This window comes from Devosia sp. Leaf420, assembly GCF_001425445.1.
Lineage (GTDB): Bacteria > Pseudomonadota > Alphaproteobacteria > Rhizobiales > Devosiaceae > Devosia.
Genome location: NZ_LMQU01000010.1, coordinates 203,156 through 221,886 on the forward strand (window position 1 = coordinate 203,156; position 18,731 = coordinate 221,886).

Consider the following 18,731-nt stretch of genomic DNA (forward strand, 5'->3'; position numbering starts at 1 on the left):
AATCAGACTACGGGGCCAGGATTGTCCGGCTCTTGCTTTGCCGGCCGGCGCGGCACGCCATCATTGCCCTCGACGCGATCGCGGAACAAAGTCGCGCGGGCAAGAAGCATCAGTGTGACCGGCGTCGTCAGCGTCACGAAGAAAAAAATCACCAGCTCGTGCAGCACCAGCCGCTCGCGCGTGATGGTGAAATAGATCGCCGAGGCCAAAAGGATCAGCCCGCCGCCCATGCTCGTCCCCATGGTCGGGCTATGGATGCGGAGGTAAAAGCTCTTGAGCCGCACCAACCCAAAGCAACCGGCCATGGTCAGAAGCGCGCCAAGCACCACCATGGTGGACACCAAGATCGAGAGCCAGAGCGGCAGATCGTCGATCATTCGATCACCTCGCCGCGCATCAGGAATTTGGCCAGCGCCACCGTGCCGACAAAGCCCAAAAGGCCGATCAGCATGGCGAGTTCGAAATAGATCTGCGAATTGTTGCGGATCCCAAGGGTGATGAGCAGCAAGAGCGCTACGACATAAAGCGCATCGAGCGCCAGGATCCGGTCCTGCGCGCGCGGCCCGATGACCATGCGATAAACCGTGGCCAACATGCCGATGCCGAGCAGCACCTGCGCAACGAAAAGGCTCCAGCCTAAAATGGTGACGCTCATGGGAAAATCTCCAGGAGTAGAACCTCGTAGCGTTGCTTCACCATCTTCACCCATTCGTCGGCATCGACGAGATCGAAGACATGGATCAGAACCGTGCTGCGCGCGCGGTCATATTCGAGCCAGGCGCTGCCCGGCGTCGCGGTCAGCAATACGGCGAGAATGGCGAGCCCCGTCTCGTTCTTGAGTTCGAGCTGCATCTCGATGAAACCCGCCTTGGGCGCAGGCCGCAGATGGAACAGCACCATCATGACGGCAAGGTTGGAGCGGATGATGTCGAGCCCAGCGACGGCGAGAAGCTGAATGAATTTGTGCGCCTTGCCGATCTCAACGCGTTCGGGCAGCACGGCGCTGGCGGCAAGCGACACGCCGATGGCAATGGCGCTACCGAGGAGCAAATGCCCGAGGCCCGCCGATTGCTGCAGGATCAACCAGAGCGCGAGGATGATCGCGGCCAGCAAGGGGTGCGGCAGGAGGCGCTTCATGATGCAGCCTCCGCAGGCAAGACAGTCTCGATATAGCCGAGCGGGGCATGGATGAAGGCGGCCGTATCGGCAAAATAGGCCATGGCGGGACCGGCCGCCACCGCCATCAGGACGCAGAGCGCGAGAAGCGCCACGATCGGCCCGATCTCGAGTATTCCCAGGCGCATCGTGTTGTCTTCGGGCAAGGAGGTCCAGAAGATGTTGATGCCGTTTCGAACCATCGAGATCAGCACGAAAAGCCCGGAAACGATGAAGGCGCCAGTGAGCCACCAGGTCGCCGCCGTCGGTCCGTTTTCCGCGTTGAGCGCTGCCGAGATCATCGCGAATTTAGCGATAAAGCCCGAAAGCGGCGGCAGCCCCGCCATGACCAGAGCCGCAACCGCAAAGCACCAGGACAGAATGGTTGCCGCCGCCGGAATGGTGCGGCTGACCTCCTGGTCTTCGTCGATCGCTTCTTCCTCATCACCATAGAGTTCGAGCGACACGGCCAAAACCTGCGCTTCGGCCGGCAAGACCTGGTCGATGACATCCTTGAGCAGAAACAGCGCCCCCGCGGCAAAGGTCGCAACGACGAGATAGTAGAGCGCGCCGGTCGTCACCCCCGGCGAATTATAGGCCACTGCCAGCAGCAGTGTGCCCGCCGAAACGAGGATCAGATAGCTCGCGAGCCGGTCGAGTGCCTTGCACGACAGCGCCCCGATACTGCCATAGGCAACGGTCGCGATGCCGATGACGAAGAGCACGTTCTGCCCAAAAGCGACTTCGGCGCCCGAGCCATTGGCAAAGACCAGCGTCCAGAGCCTGAGGATGGCGTAAAAGCCCACCTTGGTCATCACCGCAAAGAGCGCGGCAACCGGCGGTGCGGCGGCCGAATAGGTGTTCGGCAGCCAAAAGTGCAGCGGCCAGGCGCCGGCCTTGATGAGAAACGCAACGCCCAGAACGCCCGCGCCCGCCTCGAACAGGCCCCGATCCTCGGGACGGATTAGCGGTACGGCGCGCGCAATATCGGCCATGTTGAGCGTGCCGGTCGTGCCATAGATCAGCGCCACGCCGATGAGGAAAAGGAACGAGGCGACGAGATTGATGACGATATAGTGCATCGCCGCGCGCACGCGATTGCGGCCGCCCCCATGGAGCGCAAGCCCATAGGAAGCGGCGAGCAGCAGCTCGAAAAAGACGAAAAGATTAAAGAGGTCGCCGGTCAGGAATGCGCCGTTAAGCCCCATCACCAGCGCATGAAAGAGCGGGAAGAAATTGGGCCCGCGGCTATGCCAGCGTGCCGATGCATAGGCGAGCGCGGCAAGCGAGAGGATGGATGTCGTCAGCACCATCATGGCAGCGAGGCGATCGGCAACGAGCACGATGCCGAAAGGAACAGGCCAATTGCCAAGCGGATAGACCGCGGCCGCCGACGTCCCCGATTGCGTCAGCACCACCAGCAGCAGCGCCGACACGATCACCAGCAAGAAGCCGAAACCAAGATTGAGCCCGATCATCCGCCTGTTGCTGCGATGATCGCCCATGAAGAGATTGGCGATAGCCGCCGCCATGGGAATGAGGATGGGCAGGATGGCGATATGGTTCATGCCGGTCATGCTCAGTCCCCCCGTCCATCGACATGGTCGGACCCGGAAAGCCCGCGCGAGGCGAGAAGCACGACGAGGAACAAAGCCGTCATGGCAAAGCCGATGACGATGGCGGTCAGCACCAGCGCCTGCGGCACCGGGTCGGTATAGTCGGCAATATTGGCGTCAGCTCCGGACAGAATGGGCGCAGCATCCGTCCGCAACCGGCCCATGGCGAGGATGAAGAGATTGACGGCATAGGAGACGAGCGAGAGCCCGATGATCACCTGGAACGTGCGCGGGCGCAGGATCAGGTAGACGCCGGAAGCCGAGAGAACGCCGATGGCGATGGCGAGGGTCAGTTCCATTTGTCGAGCCCCACACGCTGCTTGGGCTTGCTTGAGCCTGCGGCCTTCGGCCGGCGGATGGACTGGTGCGCAAGGGCGATGAGCATGAGCACAGCCGCGCCGACCACGAGCGCAAAGACGCCGAGATCAAACAGCAGCGCCGTCGCCATCGGCACTTTCCCGATCAGTGGCAGATCGGCATAGGCAAAGGCCGAGGTGAGGAACGGATGCCCGAGCACCATGGCTCCAAGCCCGGTCAGGAGCGCAAGCAACAGGCCCCAGCCGATCCAGAGCACCGGCAGGATGCGCAGCCGTTCTTCGACCCACCGCGTACCCCCCGCCATATATTGGAGGATGAAGGCCAGCGACATGATGATGCCGGCAATGAAGCCACCACCGGGCAGATCATGGCCGCGAAGGAACATGAAAAGCGCGATGACGATCACGACGGGGAACATCCAGTTCATGATCAGCGAGGGGATGCGCAGGAAATCGTCGGCCACGTGCTGGCTTGCCCCAGGCGCATAATCATCGAGCATGCGCTGCTGTTCTGGCCGCTCGGCACTGTCCGAGGCCGGGCGGAAACGACGGAGGAGACCAAAGACGGTCAACGCTACGACGCCCAGCACGGTGATTTCTCCCATGGTGTCAAAGCCGCGGAAATCGACCAGCATGACATTGACGACATTAGTGCCGCCGCCTTCCTTATAGGCATTGGCGAGGAAGAAGTCCGAAATGCCCTCGGGCGCAGCGCGGGTCATGATGGCGTAACTCGCTACCGCCGTGCCAAGCCCGACAAGGGCGGCAAGGCCAACGTCGCGATAGCGGCGGAATCGCGCGGCGATCGGCGTCGCCTCGGCAAAGGGACTGCGCTTGGGGAGCCAACGAAGGCCGAGAAGGATCAGGACAGTCGTTGCGATTTCAGCGAGAAGCTGTGTCAGCGCCAGGTCCGGCGCCGAGAACCAGGCAAAGGTCAAACAGGTCGCGAGCCCCGCCCCACCCATCAGGATCATGGACGCCAGCCGGTGGAATTTCGCCTGCTGCGCGGCAGCGAGCGCACTGATGCCACCGACCAGCCAGACGAGACCGAGCACCGGATCGAAATTGCTCGGCAGCGGCAGATTGCCAAGGCGGGTCCAGCCTGCGCCGACACCTGCCGCGAGCGCCAGAAAGACCACGGTGAAAATCTGCGGCTTCAAACGCTGCGTGCCAAAAGCGCCGACCACATGGCGCGCCCAGCGATTGGTGGCCGTCACCAGCAACCGCTCGAACACGCGCTGTCCGCGCAGGCCACGGGTCAGCGGCACGCCATCGATGTTCCGGAGGCGCCGGTAATAGGGCACATAGATGACGACCCCACCGACAAGCGCAATGATGCTCATGATCAGCGGCAGGTTGAACCCGTGCCAGACCGACAGGCTGTAATAGGGCGTTTCCCCGCCCAGAACGGAATGCACCGCCGCAGCCAGAAACGGTCCGATGGTGATGCCAGGAATAATCCCGACGGCAAGGCAGAGAAGGACCAGAATTTCGATCGGACGGCGCATTAGTGCCGGAGGTTCATGCGGCACGACGTCGAGCTCTGTCGGCGGCGGTCCGAAGAACACGCCATGCACGAACTTGATCGAATAGGCGACGCTGAGCATGCCGGCAAGCGTGGCGCCGATCGGCAGCGAGAGATTGACGAAGATATTGGGGTCGAACTCGGCCGTCTCGGTGAAGAACATTTCCTTTGAGAGGAAACCGTTCAGCAGCGGCACACCGGCCATAGCGCCACTTGCGATGATCGCCAGCGTCGCAGTGAACGGCATATATTTTCGAAGGCCACTGAGCTTGGTCACATCGCGCGTGCCGGTCTCGTGGTCGATAATGCCCACGGCCATGAACAGCGAAGCCTTGAAAGTCGCGTGATTGGCAATGTGGAAGATGGCAGCGACGGCCGCGAGCGGCGTACCCATGCCGAGGAGCGTCGTGATCAGCCCCAGATGGGAAATGGTCGAATAGGCGAGGAGCCCCTTGAGGTCGCGCTGGAACAGCGCGGTATAGGCCCCGAAGAGCAGCGTCGCGAGCCCCGTATAGGTGACGATCCAGAACCAGAGCTGGTGATCATGCATCACTGGCCAGAAGCGCGTGAGGATAAAGACGCCCGCCTTCACCATCGTGGCCGAATGGAGATAGGCCGAAACCGGCGTCGGCGCCGTCATGGCGTTTGGCAGCCAGAACTGGAACGGAAACTGCGCGCTCTTGGTGAAGGCTCCAAGGAGGAACAGCACCAGCAGCACCGGATAAAGCGGGCTCTCGACGATCATCGAGCCCGAGGCCAGCACATCGTCGAGATCGTAGCTGCCGACGATATGCCCGATCAGCATCATGGCGACGAAAAGCGCGAGCCCGCCCGTGCCGGTGATGATCAGGGCCATGCGCGCGCCATCACGCGCTTCGCCGCGGTGATACCAGTAGCCGATAAGGAGGAACGAGACGAGGCTCGTCAGCTCCCAGAAGATCGCGAGCTGGATGATGTTGCCGGAGAGAACCAGCCCCAACATCGCCCCCATAAAGGCCAGCAGCAGCGAGTAAAACCGCGCGATCGGATCCTTGGGCGACATATAATAGCGCGCATAAAGCACGACCATCAGCCCGATGCCGGTGATCAGCACCGTAAAGAGCCAGGCGAGGCCATCCATGCGCAGGGTGATGTCGAGCCCGAACTGTGGAATCCACTCGGTGCGCGTGACCAGCGCCTGCCCATCCGCCACTTGCGGAAAGAGCAGAAGAGTAAGGATCGTGAGAATGGCGGCAACCGCTGCGGTGATCCAGACGGCGCCCCTGTTTCGTCTGCCCGGAAGGGCAAGAACGAGCACACTTGCCAGAAATGGCAGAATGCAAAGCAAGGGAAGGGCGAAGTCAGTGGGGATGGCAGGCAGGGGTGTCAGTCCTTTGGCTTCGAATCTCTACTCAAGGTATAGGGATGCATATCCGGCGTGAGAAGCTTAAATTGGGGTGAACTTGCGCGCCATTGTCTGACGCAGTCGTTTCACGGCTCAGAACTGCCACGGCCAGGACTATACTATCCCAATATAAGCCATGGAATTCAGGGCTTACGCGCTCGATTCCACCCGGAAACCGATGCTCGGGGGGACGACGATTTGTCGCCATCCCAAAAACCCTCGGGGATAACCCTTAGCGGTTCTCGATCAAGACCAAATCCTGAGCGGCAAGGCTCGTGACGCTTTGCGCGCCAACCGTCATCACCCCAACGAGACCAAACAAGGTGACGACGGCAGCAACGACACCGGTGCGCACGCGCATGATCTGGCCATGCAGCAAGGGCAGCGTCGAGAGGACGAGAACGAGGATGACCGTCGGCGCGATCAATTGCTCTGCCTCGGCCCACCCGCTCAGACCCAGATCCCAGAGTGCCCATGCAAGTGTCATCAGATAAGTGACGAGATAAGACCAGAAGGCAAGGCTATCGCGCTTGAAGAGCAGAGAGCCCGTGATGATCAGCCCGACGCCCGCAGGCAGATAATACCACGAGAGCCCCGAAACGAAGAGCCAGGCGCCACTTGCCGCAACCGGCAGGCCGATGAGAACGAGAACGACGCCCAGCGCCATCGGCCACCAGCCGCCGCGCTTTTTTCTCGACGCGTCCACGCGTTGATGCGTTCCCATCATTCGGTCTCCATACTTAACGAGGGCCGAACGTCTCAATGCCGCCACAGTTCCGCCATGCTTGGAATTTTTGCGCAAGCGCGATTAACTATCCCCCATTAGCCCAGGTTACAGAGGTCAAAACTGACGCAATAACCCGCCCTTGCCCCCGCTACAGCATGGTTAACGCATTTAGCCTAAATTAATGGGGCCGCAGTAAAAGGAAGTACTCTACCTTCCCCTTGGAACTGCGACGTGCGTCTGTCCGATATAAAAATCCGCAATAAAGTCTTCATGGTCGCAGGCGTTCCCGTTCTACTCGGTGTGGCCCTTGGCGGCATCTCGCTTTGGGGCCTGTCGCGCATGGAGCAGGCCGCCTGGTGGGTCGATCACACGACGCACGTCATCCACGACGCCGATGCCATCGTATCCTCCGCCGTCGACATGGAAACCGGCATGCGCGGCTTTGCCATTTCAGGCGAAGACGCTTTCCTCGAACCCTACACCGCCGGCAAGGCCAAGTTCGCCGACCTCGTCGACAAACTGCAGCAGACGGTCGCCGACAACCCCGCCCAGGTTCAGCGTCTGACCGAAGCGGAAGCCGTGATGACCGACTGGCAGACCAAGGTCGCGGAAACCCAGATCGCCATGCGCCGCACGGTCGGCACCACCGCAACCATGGACGATGTCGTGACCTTCGACGCCAATGCCGGCGGCAAGGCCTTTTTCGACAAGTTCCGCGGCATCATGCAGACCTTTATCGACGCTGAATCGAGCCTGATGGACACGCGTCAGGCCGATAATGACGCCACCGTCGACGCCACATTCTGGTCGGTCCTCGCCGGCATGATCGCGGCCGTCGTCCTCGGCATCGCCGGCGCAATCGGCATCGGGAGCAATATTTCGAGCCCGGTCTCGCGCCTGACCAAAGCCATGCGCGAGATTGCCGGCGGCAATTTCGCAACCGAAGTCGAAGGCGCCAAGCGTCGCGACGAAATCGGCGCCATGGCCGAGGCAACGCTGGTCTTCCGCGACAATGGTCTCAAGATCGCCGAGATGACCAAGGAAGAAGCCCGTCGCCTCGTGACCGACAAGCAAGACCGCGCCAAGATGATGGCCGAGCTTCAAAATGCCTTCGGCACCGTGGTCGATGCCGCCGTTGCCGGCGATTTTTCCAATCGCGTCACGGCCGAATTCCCCGACAAGGAACTCAACACTCTCGCAGCCAGCGTCAACCAGCTCGTCCAGACCGTCGATAGCGGCCTTGCTGAGACCAGCTCCGTTCTCGGCAAGATCGCCGAAGCCCAACTGACGAGCCGCGTCCGCGGCAATTATCAGGGCGCATTCGGCCGCCTCAAGGACGACACCAATGCCGTCGCCGATAAACTGACCGACATCGTCGGCCAGCTCCGCAACACCTCCGGCGCCCTGCGCCAGGCAACCGGCGAAATCCTCTCGGGCGCCAATGATCTTGCCGAACGCACCAGCAAGCAGGCCGCTGCCGTCGAGGAAACCAGCGCCGCCATGGAACAGCTCGCCTCGACCGTCGTCGAAAACGCCAAGCGCGCCGAAGCTGCCAGCCATCGCGCCGGCAGCGTCTCGACCATGGCCGAGGAAGCCGGCACCGTCATGCGCGCCTCCAACGACGCCATGCAGCGCATCAGCTCCTCGTCGTCGCGCATTTCCAACATCATTGGTCTCATCGACGACATCGCCTTCCAGACCAATCTGCTTGCGCTCAACGCTTCGGTCGAAGCCGCGCGCGCGGGCGATGCCGGCAAGGGCTTTGCGGTGGTCGCCGTCGAAGTGCGCCGCCTCGCCCAATCGGCTGCCAATGCCTCGTCCGAGGTCAAAACGCTGATCGAACAATCCGCCGGCGAAGTCTCGGGCGGCGAGCGCCTCGTTGCCGAAGCGACGGAAAAGCTCAGCCAGATGCTGATCGGCGTCAAGGAAAGCGCCACGCTGATCTCGGACATTTCCCACGCCAGCCGCGAGCAGTCCTCTTCCATTTCGGAAGTCAGCACCGCAATCCGCCAGATGGACGAGATGACCCAGCACAATGCGGCTCTCGTCGAAGAAACCAATGCCGCGATCGAACAGACCGAGCGCCAGGCCGGCGAACTCGACATGATCGTCGATGTCTTCGAACTCGGCGATCCGAAATCCACGACGTCGCGTTCGGCCGAACCGCGTCAACAACCCTCGGCGCGCCGCGCGGCCAAAACTTTCCTGAGCCAAGGCAATGCAGCCGTCTCGCAAGATTGGAGTGAATTCTGATGTCGAGCTTTACCGAAGTCGGCGAACCAACCGGCGCTGAACTCCAACCTGTCAAAAGCCTTGCGAACCAGTTCGTGACCTTCACCTCGGGCGAGCGCAGCTTCGGCATCGACATCATGAGCGTGCGCGAAATTCGCGGCTGGTCTCCGGTCACCGAATTGCCCTCCCAGCCCTTTTCGGCCATCGGCGTTCTCGATATTCGTGGCAAGATCGTGCAGGTCTACGATCTCCAGCGCATCCTTGGCGGCCATAGCGGCGGCAATGAAGCGACCAATCGCGTGGTGCTCGTCGTTTCGCTCGCCAATCAGGATGTGGGCCTGCTCGTCGATGCTGTCTCCGACATCGTCTTCGCCCAGCCCGACGACATCCGCCCCCTCCCCGGCAAGGATCGGAGCACCGAAGACGGCTTCGTCTCCTTCATGGTCAAGATCCAGGATCGCCTGATCAGCATCCTCAACCTGCCGGCGCTCTTTCCCGCCGAAATGGAAAGCTACCACTGACCAGCAGGTTCAAAGTCCGATCCCATGCACCCCCGTCCTCTCCAAGGGCGGGGTTTTTGCATTTTACGGCGCTGCTCGTTCAGACCGCCGCGACCTCGATCGTCACATGCGACAGGTCGTGAATACCGGCCAGCCGTGCCTTGTAGACACTGATCGGCTGTGGGTTCGTCGAAACGAGCGAGACGATGGCACCATGATGGCCCGGCCCAAGCTGCCAGATATGGAGGTCCGTGATCGTGTCTCCATCCACTGCGAGGATCGCGCGGATTTCGTCAGGCAGGTCTTCGCCGCTCGGGATATAGTCGAGCAGCACCCCGCCGGCGTCGCGCATCAAGCCCCATGACCAGCGGGCAATGACCAGGCCGCCGACCACACCCATTGCAGGGTCCATCCAGTTCCAGCCGTAGAGACTGCCGAGCACCAGCGCCGCAATGGCGAGAACCGATGTCAGCGCATCGGCCAAGACATGCAGATACGCCGCACGCAGGTTGTTGTCTGCGGCGGGCGCGTGATGGTCATGGGTATGCCCGTGATCATGATGGTGATCGTGGTGATGCCCGTGCCCATGATGATGGTGCGAATGGTCATCGCGAAGCAACCAGGCGCAGACGAGGTTCACGCCGAGACCAATAACGGCGACCGAGATGGCCTGCGGGAAATTGATCGCCACCGGGTTATAAAACCGCAGCACGCTTTCCCAGCCGATCAAGAGGGCGACAAGCGCCAACACCACAGCGCTGGCAAAGCCGGCAAGGTCGCCGAGCTTGCCCGTGCCAAACGTGAACCGCGGATTGCGCGCGTTCTTCCGGGCAAAGAGATAAGCGAGCGCTGCGATCAGCATCGCGGCGGCATGGGTGGACATGTGCCAGCCATCCGCCACCAAGGCCATCGAGCCATAGATCGACCCAGCCGTGATTTCGACCACCATCATGGTGGCTGTGATAGCAATCACCAGCCACGTCCGGCGCTCATTGCGCTCATGGTTGTCGCCAAGGAAAAAGTGCTCGTGCGGGCTATCGAGGCGCGTAGCGGCTTCGCTCATTTCAGATAAGTCCCGAGAATCTGGATCAGTTCGTCGCCACCCTGCTGGCGTTCCGCCTCGGAGGCAGGCTCGAGCACGTGATGGCGGATATGATCTTCCATCAGCTCCGCCGTCAGGCCGTTCATCGCCCCCCGCACCGAGGCGACGAGTTGCAGCACATCAGCGCAACCCAGCTCCGCCTCGAGCGCCCGCTCGATCGCTTCCATCTGCCCCTTAAGACGCCGAACCCGAGCAAGAAGCTTGGTCTTGTTTTCAATAGTGTGCGACATAGCATAGGGGGGTATGCTATATTTCGTCTTGGCGCAAGAGATCTCGACCTTGGCGCGCATGCGTTGAATTGGGAGTTTGCGGCGAACAGCCCCCCTCTGACGGCGGCTGGAGTCAGGCGTTTGGACAACGCGGCCGATCGTCAGTAAGTCATACGTGTTCACGAGCGATGATGACCGAGGCTTTCGCCTCGATCATCCAAGCCGTCCGTCTATCGTGAGACTAGCCAAATCGGCTGAATGCCGGGCGAGGGCGCATCTGCGCCCGCAAAGCGAACAGTGCCAGCGCCACAGCGGGAAATAGGGCGCCAACCCAACCCAGATCATTGACCGTACCGAACTGCAGCACCAATCCACCAATCAACGACCCTCCGGCAATGCCCAGATAAAGCGCCGACGCATTGAGCGAGAGCACGAGTGGCGCACTGGCTGGCGACAGGCTGAGCAAATGGCTCGACTGCGGCGGGAAAAACCCCCAGCCTGCAACGCCCCACAGGAACACGACGCCAAAGAACACCGGTCCCGCAACCGTGGTTGGGAGTAAGGGCACCTCGGAAATGGCGAGTTGCAGCACCACCATCAGGATGACGGTGCCCAAGATGGTCCGGTTTGGCCCAAGGCGATCTGCCAACTGCCCGCCGATAAAATTGCCGATCGCCGCGCCGATGCCGAATGTCAGCAAGACTGCAGGCACCAGACTCTTCGGCAGTCCCACGCTCTGGGTCGTGATCGAGGCGAGGTAGATGATGATAACGAAGGCCCCGGTCATGGTCAGCCAGGTGGTCAGAAGAGCCGGGGGAACCCCGGGCAAGGCAATAGCGCCGACCCGCTGCCGCAGCGACAGCGGCGCACCACGAAGGCCCGCGGGCAGCATAACCCATAGGGCGAGGGCCGCCACGATCCCAAAGCCCGCCACCATGAAATACGCACCGCGCCACCCGAGCGCGCCGCCAACAAAAGCGCCGAGCGGCGCGCCGAAAGCCACGGCCATGGTCGTACCCCCCACGATGACTGAAATGGCACGCGCGCGATGATCGGGCGATACGATGGCGACCCCGGTCGCTTGCGCTGTGGCGCTGTAAAGCCCGGCCGAGAAGGCCATGAGGACCCGCGCCGCCATCAGGTCAAAGTATCCGTGCGAGAGCGCGGCACCCAAGGCGGACGCAGAAAAGACCAGCGCGGCCGCCGTCAGCGTACGGCGCCGATCGACCGTCCCCGTCAGCGCTGCGAGCACCGGCGCACCAAACGCATTGGCGAGGGCAAAGACCAGCACGAGATAGCCTGCCTGCGTCAGCGACACGCCCGTTGACTCGGCGATCTGCGGCAAGAGGCTGGCAATGCCAAAACTTTCTGCTCCGATGGCAAAGGTGCCGACGGCAAGCCAGATCAAACGGATATCCATGATGAAACCCATAGTTCAAAATTCATTGAACCTTTGGACCTCTGTTACCAGACCTGTCAAGCAATAGTTCAAAAGTTCTTGAACATTGAAAACGGTTCGAGGATGGGCTACGTGTCTGGCATGACCTTCCTTCCGCACCCCGACACCGAACATATCACCTTGGCCAATGTGCTGACCGCCCTGGGTGACGAAACACGGCTCGCTATCATTGGCCATCTCGCGCGCAACGAAGAAAATGCCATGACCTGCGGGCAGTTTCTCGATCTCGGCTCGAAGACTTCGCTGAGCTACCACCTCGCCAAATTGCGCGAGGCCGGCGTGGTCCATGTGCGCCCCGAAGGCACCAAACGCTTCGTGACCCTGCGCCGCGTGGATCTCGACGCGCGTTTCCCGGGCTTTCTCGATACGATCATCGCCACGACACGCCACCTGCCCTTCGCCTGCCGCGATGGCAACGTCCTGACGAACGCACAGCTAGCCGAGGTCGGCACATCATAAGCGTAGAGCCGACTTCAGGGTCGCAATTGCAAAAGTGTGGGAAGGAAACTGGCGGAGAGAGAGGGACTCTCCCCGAAAGCGCTAGAGCGCTTGAAAACAAAGGGCTTTTTGGCCGCGATGTTGTTCTCGATGTACCACAGGCACGTACACCTGGGAAGTATTCAATATTCCTCGGTCTCGACCGAGCGTAGATAACTGAACTTCGACTTTGAAGGCCTCGGCGATGCCGATGGCCGGGGCTCCTGTGTGTCTTCTTCCCTTACCTCGGTCTCGGCGCCACGCAAGGCGTCGAATTGGTCCGCTGAGAGAAGAACCAAGTGCCGACGACCATGCTTGGTCAAAACCACTGGTCCTGCGAGCGCCGCATCAGCGATTTCTCCCGAACGGCGATTGAGGTCAGACAACGAGAATTCCTTCATGCCCGCAAACCTAACGTGAATTACCTACTAAACAGTTTCCACGTAAAATGCGTTAATTAACTAAAATGCGTTGTAGTCATGCATTTGAAATATTTAGTCGACGACGCGTGATCACGCAGGAACCAAGTCCTTGACACCGAAGTGGTTTGATACGATGCGCTTCAATGCAGCTTCCCGGTCGCGTTTTTTTGCGATCGAGCCCGAGATGGCGATGGCATCATCCGTTCGGCCCATCGCAAACAGGGCGAGCGCGCCGCGCATCACTATTACGGCTGCCGCAGGGTCGGTCATTGTTCCGATCCTGTCAGCTTCCTTTGTAAGCGCGAACCAGAAGCCGCTAACACCGTGATTTAGATCAAAGTTCATCCCTAGCCCGTGGTTGCGCTCGGGGCTCAGATACTCGTCCACACTGTGGAGGCCCTTGGCGAGGATGTGGGCCAGCACCCGCCCTCCAGCCTTGAAAGATCCAAGCTTTCGTTCCGTGCACGAAGAAGAGCCGTAACGGCATATCGTGTGGTGGTGGTTGATGAAGCCAATCTTGCTCAAGCGATCGAGCGAAAGGTCTTCGGCGAACATTACTTCCGAGGTGGCGGCGGCATTCCAATACCATGTCGCCCCATCAAGCCGAATAGGCCCATGGTCGGTCCGCGGATCGTAATGCTGAACAACCTTTCCGGGCACGGGGCTTCCGGGCGGAACCACAAGTATTCTGTACGCTGGGGGGCTGTACTTATGAATGACTTCGACCCAGTAAAAGACCTTGCCAGCCACTAGGTCTTTCCACGGGAAAACGAATTCGACGGTGCCGTAGAACGACCCTTCGGACCAGGTGTTAGCCGACGTCCAAACCACCGGCAATCTATGGGTATTCAGCTTGCTCTCATCATAGACTAATCGCGACGATATCATTCCGTCTTCGATCGCCCTTTGAGCCTCTGGCACGTGCATGATGGTCCGGACCTCATCGAGTTCCCAGACCCGACCACGATCCGGTGCGGGCAATGTTGCGCAGAAATCAAGCCATTCAGGTGTTGAAGAAGTCACCCCATTTAACTCCGGTCGGCGCGTTCGGGCTTGCACGAAAAGCCGTCGGCTTCCGCTTCCCCTCACGCGATCTAACTAATCTGCTCCGCTCAAACACCGAGCCAGATGCGGAAATCACTTTGACGGCCTCGTCATCATCGCGGCAAGGGGTTGCCCTGCCGACAGTAACTTGGGCTACCGTAAGAGTGCTCGCGCGGTTGCCTTTCCTCCAGGTGTCGCTCGCTCTCATTGCAGTGATGTCCGCGCTGATTATCGTTGCCGGTGACATGAATGGTCGCGTCGACCAAGTGGTCCGGCAGTGCCTGAACAGCCTGGCGAGGATGGATGTCACCGGCCGTTCTCTGGACGTCTGCGCTCTTCTCGATACCAGCGTCATGAATGCCGCGGTCTTGGAGCTGAAGAACCTGATTTTATCCTTCTCGGCGATCTTCATAGGCGCGTTGCTCCAAAGCCTGTCCTGCCCCGAGGAAGTCATTGAGTTCTCACGGGCGTATTGGTCTCGCCATCTTCGACGGCCATCTGTGATTTACAATGCACTTGCGACTATGCGGCGACTTATGATGATCTTCTCGTTGATAGCCTACGCGATCGGTTTCGGTGCGGTGGGGGTAAGAGTTATCATGGCTGTTCTGGCCGCTTGGAGAGCCTGAAACGGTACGATATCAGGCCCTGTCGTATTGCAGCGACATGATTGAAGCCAGAAGGTGGCAGGCTCGGCGGCGATGAATTCGCGATCATCCAGTCCGTCCAACTGCAGTGGACAGCCAGCATTCGTGGGAAAGCTGATCCTAGCGGTCCGCAAGGAGATCGAATTGCCTGGGTCGCGATGGACGGTGGGACTCACCGTCGGTTCTGCTTCGAGCAAAGCACCACAGACCGATTTAGACGAGCTGCTGACAGAAACCGATATCGCCGCTTACTCATCCAAAAGGCTTGGTGGAAGCAACGCGCAATCTATTCGGAAGAGCTGATAGCAAGACACGGTCTTGCGCGCCCGGAGCGCTTAGCCAGCAGGCTTTTGCGTAACGGCTTTAACTGAATGCTAAGTAGAGGATTGAGCAGGCATCAGTTTTTGATTGGCCACGCGGGGACTTAACTCAGTATTGAAGATTGTCAGAGAATTTAGTCCAGACTGAAATAAACGCGCGTTTTGCTGCGTGATTTAGTTGAGAGACATCGATGAAGCCGCAAACCAGGCTCTGGCGCCGACCCGAGAACGGCGTGTTCTATTACCGCAAGGCAGTCCCAGATCGACTTCGCAATTTGTTCGGCAAGTCGATGATACAAATATCCCTTAGGACCAATGATGAGGCCCTAGCGGCCAAGCGACACAAGAAAGTTGCCGACGAAGTCGACAAGCAATGGCGAGACTTCGAATCCATCGCAAAGGTTTCGTCTCCGAATGCAAATCGGCCGGTCTTCTCTATCAGTCTCAGCGATGCCGTATCATTGAGTGGCGAGCTTTACCGCGCCATCCTGGCATTGCACGAACACGACCCTGGCAAGGCTTCGGATTGGGAGAGAAAACTCGTTGGTATTCAATCCGCCTTGCCACGGCAGGACCGCCTCGATCCCAACAAACATATACCCTTCGGTAGCGTATTCGGCTGGCCCCAAATGGCAATCATCCAATTCGGCTCGATGGTAGAGGCACTACTGGTGACAAAGCAGATCAGCGTTTCTCTCGATGACCGTCGGCGGATTTGTTGCGAAGCGGCGAAAGCGATGGCACAGGCCTATAAGGTACTTGCTAGGCGGGCGTCCGGCGACTGGTCGCCAGATCCCATGGCTGATCGGTTCCCACGCCCCGTAGCGTTTGTCGGCTGGAAAAGCTGGTACCCAGACTACTGTGACAACAAGCTTCCAGAACCGTCTTCTCAAAAGCGGCAGCAGGGAGTGCTATCTGCATTCTTCAAATTCTTAGGTCATGACATACCGGGTCGTGTAACAGAAATGGATGCCATTGGCTGGATGGAGCACCGTCTGACCGAAGTCTCGCACGCGACCGTTCGAAAGGCAGACCTCGCCCACCCAAAAAGTTTCTTTGCTTGGGCAGTGGCCACGAAACGACTGAAAGAAAATCCTTTTGTTGGGCTGCATGTACCGAAGGTCCGCAAGCTGCGTGGTGAAGATGGTCGACCGATAGCCAAGCAGAAGATGCGAGAATACCATCTTCACGAAGCTCGGCAAATCCTGGCAGCCACCCTAGAGCCCGTAAGCGATCGGACCAGCGCTCAGTTCGCGGCAGCGAAACGTTGGGTCCCATGGCTATGTGCCTACACCGGTGCCCGTGTGGGCGAGATCACCCAACTTCGGCAAGCAGACATCTATGAGAGCTCCTCCAGAGACCAAACTCGCAAAATTTGGGTAATCCTCATCACGCCTGAAGCTGGCCGCGTCAAAGATCATGAGGAGCGCGAAGTCGCCATTCACCCTCATCTGATCGAGCAAGGCTTTCTTGACTTCGTAGAGGCCTCGCCAACCCAAACGCTCTTCTTCGATCCCAAGAATGCAAGAAATGGATCAAGCGCTAACCCACAGAGCGCCAAGGTGGGTGAACGCCTCGCCGCTTGGATCCGCCGCGATCTGAAGATTACCGATCCGAGGATTTCACCAAACCACGCGTGGCGGCACCGTTTCCGCAGTGAATTGAAAATGAAAGTGCAGGCAGAAGTCTTGGATGGGATTGATGGTCACGCCCAGGCAGCCGAAGGTCGTGAGTATGGAAGAGTCTGGCCGGATGTGAGCTTGGCTGCCGTATCCCTGATCCCTCCTTTCGGGTTTGACGGTCGCGAACTGATGAATGCAAGTCGTCTGGCAACGCTTGCACTGACAAAACAGATCTATGAGGTCGAATGGGGTCGGCAGCCAATCGTTAGATCAGAGTTGTCTATTGATCCTGAAACATCGAATTCCTTGAAATGGATTGATGCCTAACTGCACGCACCTAGCGCAATGGTGCGGAGAGCTGCGGCCGGACAGAAAACGGGATATGCGATCTCGACCATCGGAGTTTGTTTCATCTCCTGCGGGGCGCGGTTGATCAATTTCCACTTGGGTGAGGTGCCGAACTTGAAGGACTGATCCAAGATCTCGAGTGCTTGCGATGCTCTAGATCCGCACCCACCACCCTGCATGTGAACAATTGGGTCAGGTAGCGGACAGTCGGCTTTCGCCGCCGCACGCAGGAAAGCAGCTATCAAGGGCATGATGGTGGCGACGACGCTTCTGGGGCCGGTAGCGGACCGGCGGCTATCGGTGACGGTGATTTTCGAAGCAGCCATTTGGCGTGCGCGCCGACGATTGGCTCCTTTAGGGTCGTTGGTGGCTAGGCCGCTTCCAGGATAAAGAGTCGAGAACCCGGGTCCACATCCGTCGGTCCGGACAGTGCGGAAGTCTCATGTGTGTTCCAACCCTTCCGCCCGAGCGATGCACTCGCGCGGCTGCCGGCACTAGCTCTACGTTGCGGGGTTGTATGGCTATGGCCAAGAGAAGGTCCTCAATCGAGCGGGATATTTATTCCACCGGAGTCTCCATCCGGGAAGACGCAGGAATAGTTGTAACGGTCCATGAGGTCCCGTCGGTCCCAGACCTCGGTGTTCGGCTGCCTGAAATTGAAGAATATTTTCTTGTGCCGCTTCGGATCGGCCACCAGTATACGGGCGACGAGTTCCGGGTCGGGGTGCCCGTGTCGGGTGCCGTCCGTCGAGATAGCGAATGTTGTGCAGTCGAGGAGACGCAGCATTTCCGGCGAGGTGTTGGCCCTACTGCCATGGTGCGATACCTTGTAGCAGTCGAGCTTGCACCGGTTTCCCTCGTTGTACCCCATGGCGCGGAGCGACGCGCACACGATCCTGGGGTGGGCGTCGGCCGCGAGCAGCACGCGCTTCCCGTCGTACTCGGCGAGAAACGCTATGCTGCTGCCGTTCGGGGTGGCCTTGTCTTCCCTGTATGGACGTGCCGCCAGTGCCTCGACGTTCAGCGTGGAGAGGATCTCCCGGTCGCTTCCCGGCTCTGCGGCGCCCTCGTCAGGATCCAAGGGGCGCAAGCCCGCCCTTGCCAGTTCCGCTTCCCAGCGCGGGATCAATGCGGCCAACGCAGAGTCGTCGGGCGAAAGAAGCTTGATGACGAGGCCTCCGGCAAGCCCTACCCCGGAAGCCTCCTTGCTTCCGGTAGAAGCTATCCGGCTGCGGAATGCCGTGTTCCATGGCCATCCGAAGCGCCCGATCGCGAACGACAACTTCTCGCCCTGGAGGGCGCCGAGCGTTTCACGCCCGGTCCGGTCGACCATCCGCTCGCTGGCCCCGACGAGATGGTGATGGCCGTTGTACCAAACATCACCAGGTTCGAAAGGCGGCGCGGGCTGTTTGCATAGGGGGATCGCGCCTTCTATGTGATCGGCATCGACATGGCTCACCACTAGGAGTTCCACGTTCCCCAATGCCTCGTATTTCGCTCTGCCGCCCTGGTAGTCCTTCTTGCGACCGAGGTCGACGACTGCGTTGTGCAGGTCTGCGCCCGTGCCCCAGGTCAGCACCAGCGCATCACCCTCCGAGGCAGCATTCATCCTCAGCTTGAACATG

General features: G+C 59.9%; 18 protein-coding genes. 5 read left to right on the forward strand and 13 right to left on the reverse strand.

From position 1 onward, the window contains the following. Nucleotides 1-2: 2 nt before the first annotated feature. The 7 genes from mnhG to ASG47_RS20935 all read right to left on the reverse strand — a co-directional run bounded on the left by mnhG (nt 3) and on the right by ASG47_RS20935 (nt 6,721). Nucleotides 3-377, reverse strand: a complete 375-nt coding sequence (gene mnhG / locus ASG47_RS08340) for a monovalent cation/H(+) antiporter subunit G (protein ID WP_061908282.1) — start codon at nt 375-377, stop codon at nt 3-5. After that, a complete protein-coding gene (locus tag ASG47_RS08345; RefSeq protein WP_061908283.1) occupies nt 374-655 on the reverse strand; it encodes a K+/H+ antiporter subunit F in 282 nt (93 codons plus the stop codon). The genes mnhG and ASG47_RS08345 overlap by 4 nt, the downstream gene beginning before the upstream one ends. After that, nucleotides 652-1,137, reverse strand: coding sequence for a Na+/H+ antiporter subunit E (locus ASG47_RS08350; protein ID WP_061908284.1), 486 nt, complete (start codon nt 1,135-1,137; stop codon nt 652-654). The genes ASG47_RS08345 and ASG47_RS08350 overlap by 4 nt, the downstream gene beginning before the upstream one ends. Continuing rightward, nucleotides 1,134-2,732, reverse strand: coding sequence for a monovalent cation/H+ antiporter subunit D (locus ASG47_RS08355; RefSeq protein ID WP_244487066.1), 1,599 nt, complete (start codon nt 2,730-2,732; stop codon nt 1,134-1,136). Before ASG47_RS08355 ends, ASG47_RS08350 begins: the two co-directional genes overlap by 4 nt. Nucleotides 2,733-2,734: 2 nt before the next feature. Further along, nucleotides 2,735-3,070, reverse strand: coding sequence for a Na+/H+ antiporter subunit C (locus ASG47_RS08360; RefSeq protein ID WP_061908285.1), 336 nt, complete (start codon nt 3,068-3,070; stop codon nt 2,735-2,737). Next, entirely contained in the window at nt 3,061-5,964 is a 2,904-nt protein-coding gene (locus tag ASG47_RS08365) for a monovalent cation/H+ antiporter subunit A (RefSeq protein ID WP_061908286.1), read from the reverse strand. The genes ASG47_RS08360 and ASG47_RS08365 overlap by 10 nt, the downstream gene beginning before the upstream one ends. Before the next feature lie 265 nt (nt 5,965-6,229). Further along, nucleotides 6,230-6,721 carry a hypothetical protein gene (locus ASG47_RS20935; RefSeq protein WP_200940883.1) on the reverse strand — a complete coding sequence of 164 codons (492 nt, stop codon included), beginning with the start codon at nt 6,719-6,721 and terminating at the stop codon, nt 6,230-6,232. A gap of 234 nt (nt 6,722-6,955) precedes the next feature. Between ASG47_RS20935 and ASG47_RS08375 the strand changes: the two genes are divergently transcribed. Further along, nucleotides 6,956-8,977 carry a methyl-accepting chemotaxis protein gene (locus ASG47_RS08375; protein WP_062630660.1) on the forward strand — a complete coding sequence of 674 codons (2,022 nt, stop codon included), beginning with the start codon at nt 6,956-6,958 and terminating at the stop codon, nt 8,975-8,977. Then, nucleotides 8,977-9,477: a chemotaxis protein CheW gene (locus tag ASG47_RS08380; RefSeq protein WP_061908288.1), complete on the forward strand. Its 501-nt coding sequence runs from the start codon at nt 8,977-8,979 to the stop codon at nt 9,475-9,477. Before ASG47_RS08375 ends, ASG47_RS08380 begins: the two co-directional genes overlap by 1 nt. A gap of 79 nt (nt 9,478-9,556) precedes the next feature. Here ASG47_RS08380 and dmeF read toward each other — a convergent pair whose 3' ends face one another. The 3 genes from dmeF to ASG47_RS08395 all read right to left on the reverse strand — a co-directional run bounded on the left by dmeF (nt 9,557) and on the right by ASG47_RS08395 (nt 12,187). Beyond that, nucleotides 9,557-10,519, reverse strand: coding sequence for a CDF family Co(II)/Ni(II) efflux transporter DmeF (gene dmeF / locus ASG47_RS08385; RefSeq protein WP_061908289.1), 963 nt, complete (start codon nt 10,517-10,519; stop codon nt 9,557-9,559). Then, nucleotides 10,516-10,788 (reverse strand): metal/formaldehyde-sensitive transcriptional repressor, encoded by a 273-nt coding sequence (locus tag ASG47_RS08390; RefSeq protein WP_061908845.1) that lies wholly within the window; start codon nt 10,786-10,788, stop codon nt 10,516-10,518. The genes dmeF and ASG47_RS08390 overlap by 4 nt, the downstream gene beginning before the upstream one ends. A gap of 220 nt (nt 10,789-11,008) precedes the next feature. Beyond that, a complete protein-coding gene (locus tag ASG47_RS08395) occupies nt 11,009-12,187 on the reverse strand; it encodes an MFS transporter (RefSeq protein ID WP_061908847.1) in 1,179 nt (392 codons plus the stop codon). 120 nt (nt 12,188-12,307) lie between these two features. Between ASG47_RS08395 and ASG47_RS08400 the strand changes: the two genes are divergently transcribed. Next, complete coding sequence (locus ASG47_RS08400) at nt 12,308-12,685, forward strand: ArsR/SmtB family transcription factor (RefSeq protein WP_082511679.1); 378 nt, start codon at nt 12,308-12,310, stop codon at nt 12,683-12,685. Between the two features lie 161 nt (nt 12,686-12,846). Here ASG47_RS08400 and ASG47_RS20235 read toward each other — a convergent pair whose 3' ends face one another. Both ASG47_RS20235 and ASG47_RS08405 read right to left on the reverse strand, forming a co-directional pair. Beyond that, entirely contained in the window at nt 12,847-13,104 is a 258-nt protein-coding gene (locus tag ASG47_RS20235; protein ID WP_082511642.1) for a type II toxin-antitoxin system prevent-host-death family antitoxin, read from the reverse strand. 111 nt (nt 13,105-13,215) lie between these two features. Continuing rightward, nucleotides 13,216-14,148, reverse strand: a complete 933-nt coding sequence (locus ASG47_RS08405; RefSeq protein WP_156464029.1) for a hypothetical protein — start codon at nt 14,146-14,148, stop codon at nt 13,216-13,218. Here ASG47_RS08405 and ASG47_RS08410 point away from each other — a divergent pair. Both ASG47_RS08410 and ASG47_RS08415 read left to right on the forward strand, forming a co-directional pair. Then, the gene (locus ASG47_RS08410) at nt 14,106-14,798 is read left to right on the forward strand and encodes a hypothetical protein (protein ID WP_061908291.1); all 693 of its coding nucleotides are present in this window, start codon (nt 14,106-14,108) and stop codon (nt 14,796-14,798) included. The genes ASG47_RS08405 and ASG47_RS08410 overlap by 43 nt on opposite strands. Before the next feature lie 529 nt (nt 14,799-15,327). Further along, entirely contained in the window at nt 15,328-17,085 is a 1,758-nt protein-coding gene (locus tag ASG47_RS08415; RefSeq protein ID WP_061908292.1) for a DUF6538 domain-containing protein, read from the forward strand. Nucleotides 17,086-17,647: 562 nt separating this feature from the next. Here the strand turns inward: ASG47_RS08415 and ASG47_RS08425 are convergent. Further along, the gene (locus ASG47_RS08425; RefSeq protein ID WP_061908294.1) at nt 17,648-18,730 is read right to left on the reverse strand and encodes a ComEC/Rec2 family competence protein; all 1,083 of its coding nucleotides are present in this window, start codon (nt 18,728-18,730) and stop codon (nt 17,648-17,650) included. Nucleotide 18,731: the final 1 nt, after the last annotated feature.

Bases quoted from the DNA above. Each gene is read 5' to 3' on its own strand.
- ASG47_RS08380 (WP_061908288.1), top strand. From the start codon at position 8,977: ATGTCGAGCTTTACCGAAGTCGGCGAACCAACCGGCGCTGAACTCCAA.
- ASG47_RS20235 (WP_082511642.1), bottom strand. From the start codon at position 13,104: ATGAAGGAATTCTCGTTGTCTGACCTCAATCGCCGTTCGGGAGAAATC.
- ASG47_RS08400 (WP_082511679.1), top strand. From the start codon at position 12,308: ATGACCTTCCTTCCGCACCCCGACACCGAACATATCACCTTGGCCAAT.
- ASG47_RS20935 (WP_200940883.1), bottom strand. From the start codon at position 6,721: ATGGGAACGCATCAACGCGTGGACGCGTCGAGAAAAAAGCGCGGCGGC.
- ASG47_RS08410 (WP_061908291.1), top strand. From the start codon at position 14,106: ATGTTGCGCAGAAATCAAGCCATTCAGGTGTTGAAGAAGTCACCCCAT.
- ASG47_RS08395 (WP_061908847.1), bottom strand. From the start codon at position 12,187: ATGGATATCCGTTTGATCTGGCTTGCCGTCGGCACCTTTGCCATCGGA.
- ASG47_RS08425 (WP_061908294.1), bottom strand. From the start codon at position 18,730: ATGTTCAAGCTGAGGATGAATGCTGCCTCGGAGGGTGATGCGCTGGTG.
- dmeF (WP_061908289.1), bottom strand. From the start codon at position 10,519: ATGAGCGAAGCCGCTACGCGCCTCGATAGCCCGCACGAGCACTTTTTC.
- ASG47_RS08345 (WP_061908283.1), bottom strand. From the start codon at position 655: ATGAGCGTCACCATTTTAGGCTGGAGCCTTTTCGTTGCGCAGGTGCTG.
- mnhG (WP_061908282.1), bottom strand. From the start codon at position 377: ATGATCGACGATCTGCCGCTCTGGCTCTCGATCTTGGTGTCCACCATG.
- ASG47_RS08355 (WP_244487066.1), bottom strand. From the start codon at position 2,732: ATGACCGGCATGAACCATATCGCCATCCTGCCCATCCTCATTCCCATG.
- ASG47_RS08415 (WP_061908292.1), top strand. From the start codon at position 15,328: ATGAAGCCGCAAACCAGGCTCTGGCGCCGACCCGAGAACGGCGTGTTC.
- ASG47_RS08390 (WP_061908845.1), bottom strand. From the start codon at position 10,788: ATGTCGCACACTATTGAAAACAAGACCAAGCTTCTTGCTCGGGTTCGG.
- ASG47_RS08360 (WP_061908285.1), bottom strand. From the start codon at position 3,070: ATGGAACTGACCCTCGCCATCGCCATCGGCGTTCTCTCGGCTTCCGGC.
- ASG47_RS08350 (WP_061908284.1), bottom strand. From the start codon at position 1,137: ATGAAGCGCCTCCTGCCGCACCCCTTGCTGGCCGCGATCATCCTCGCG.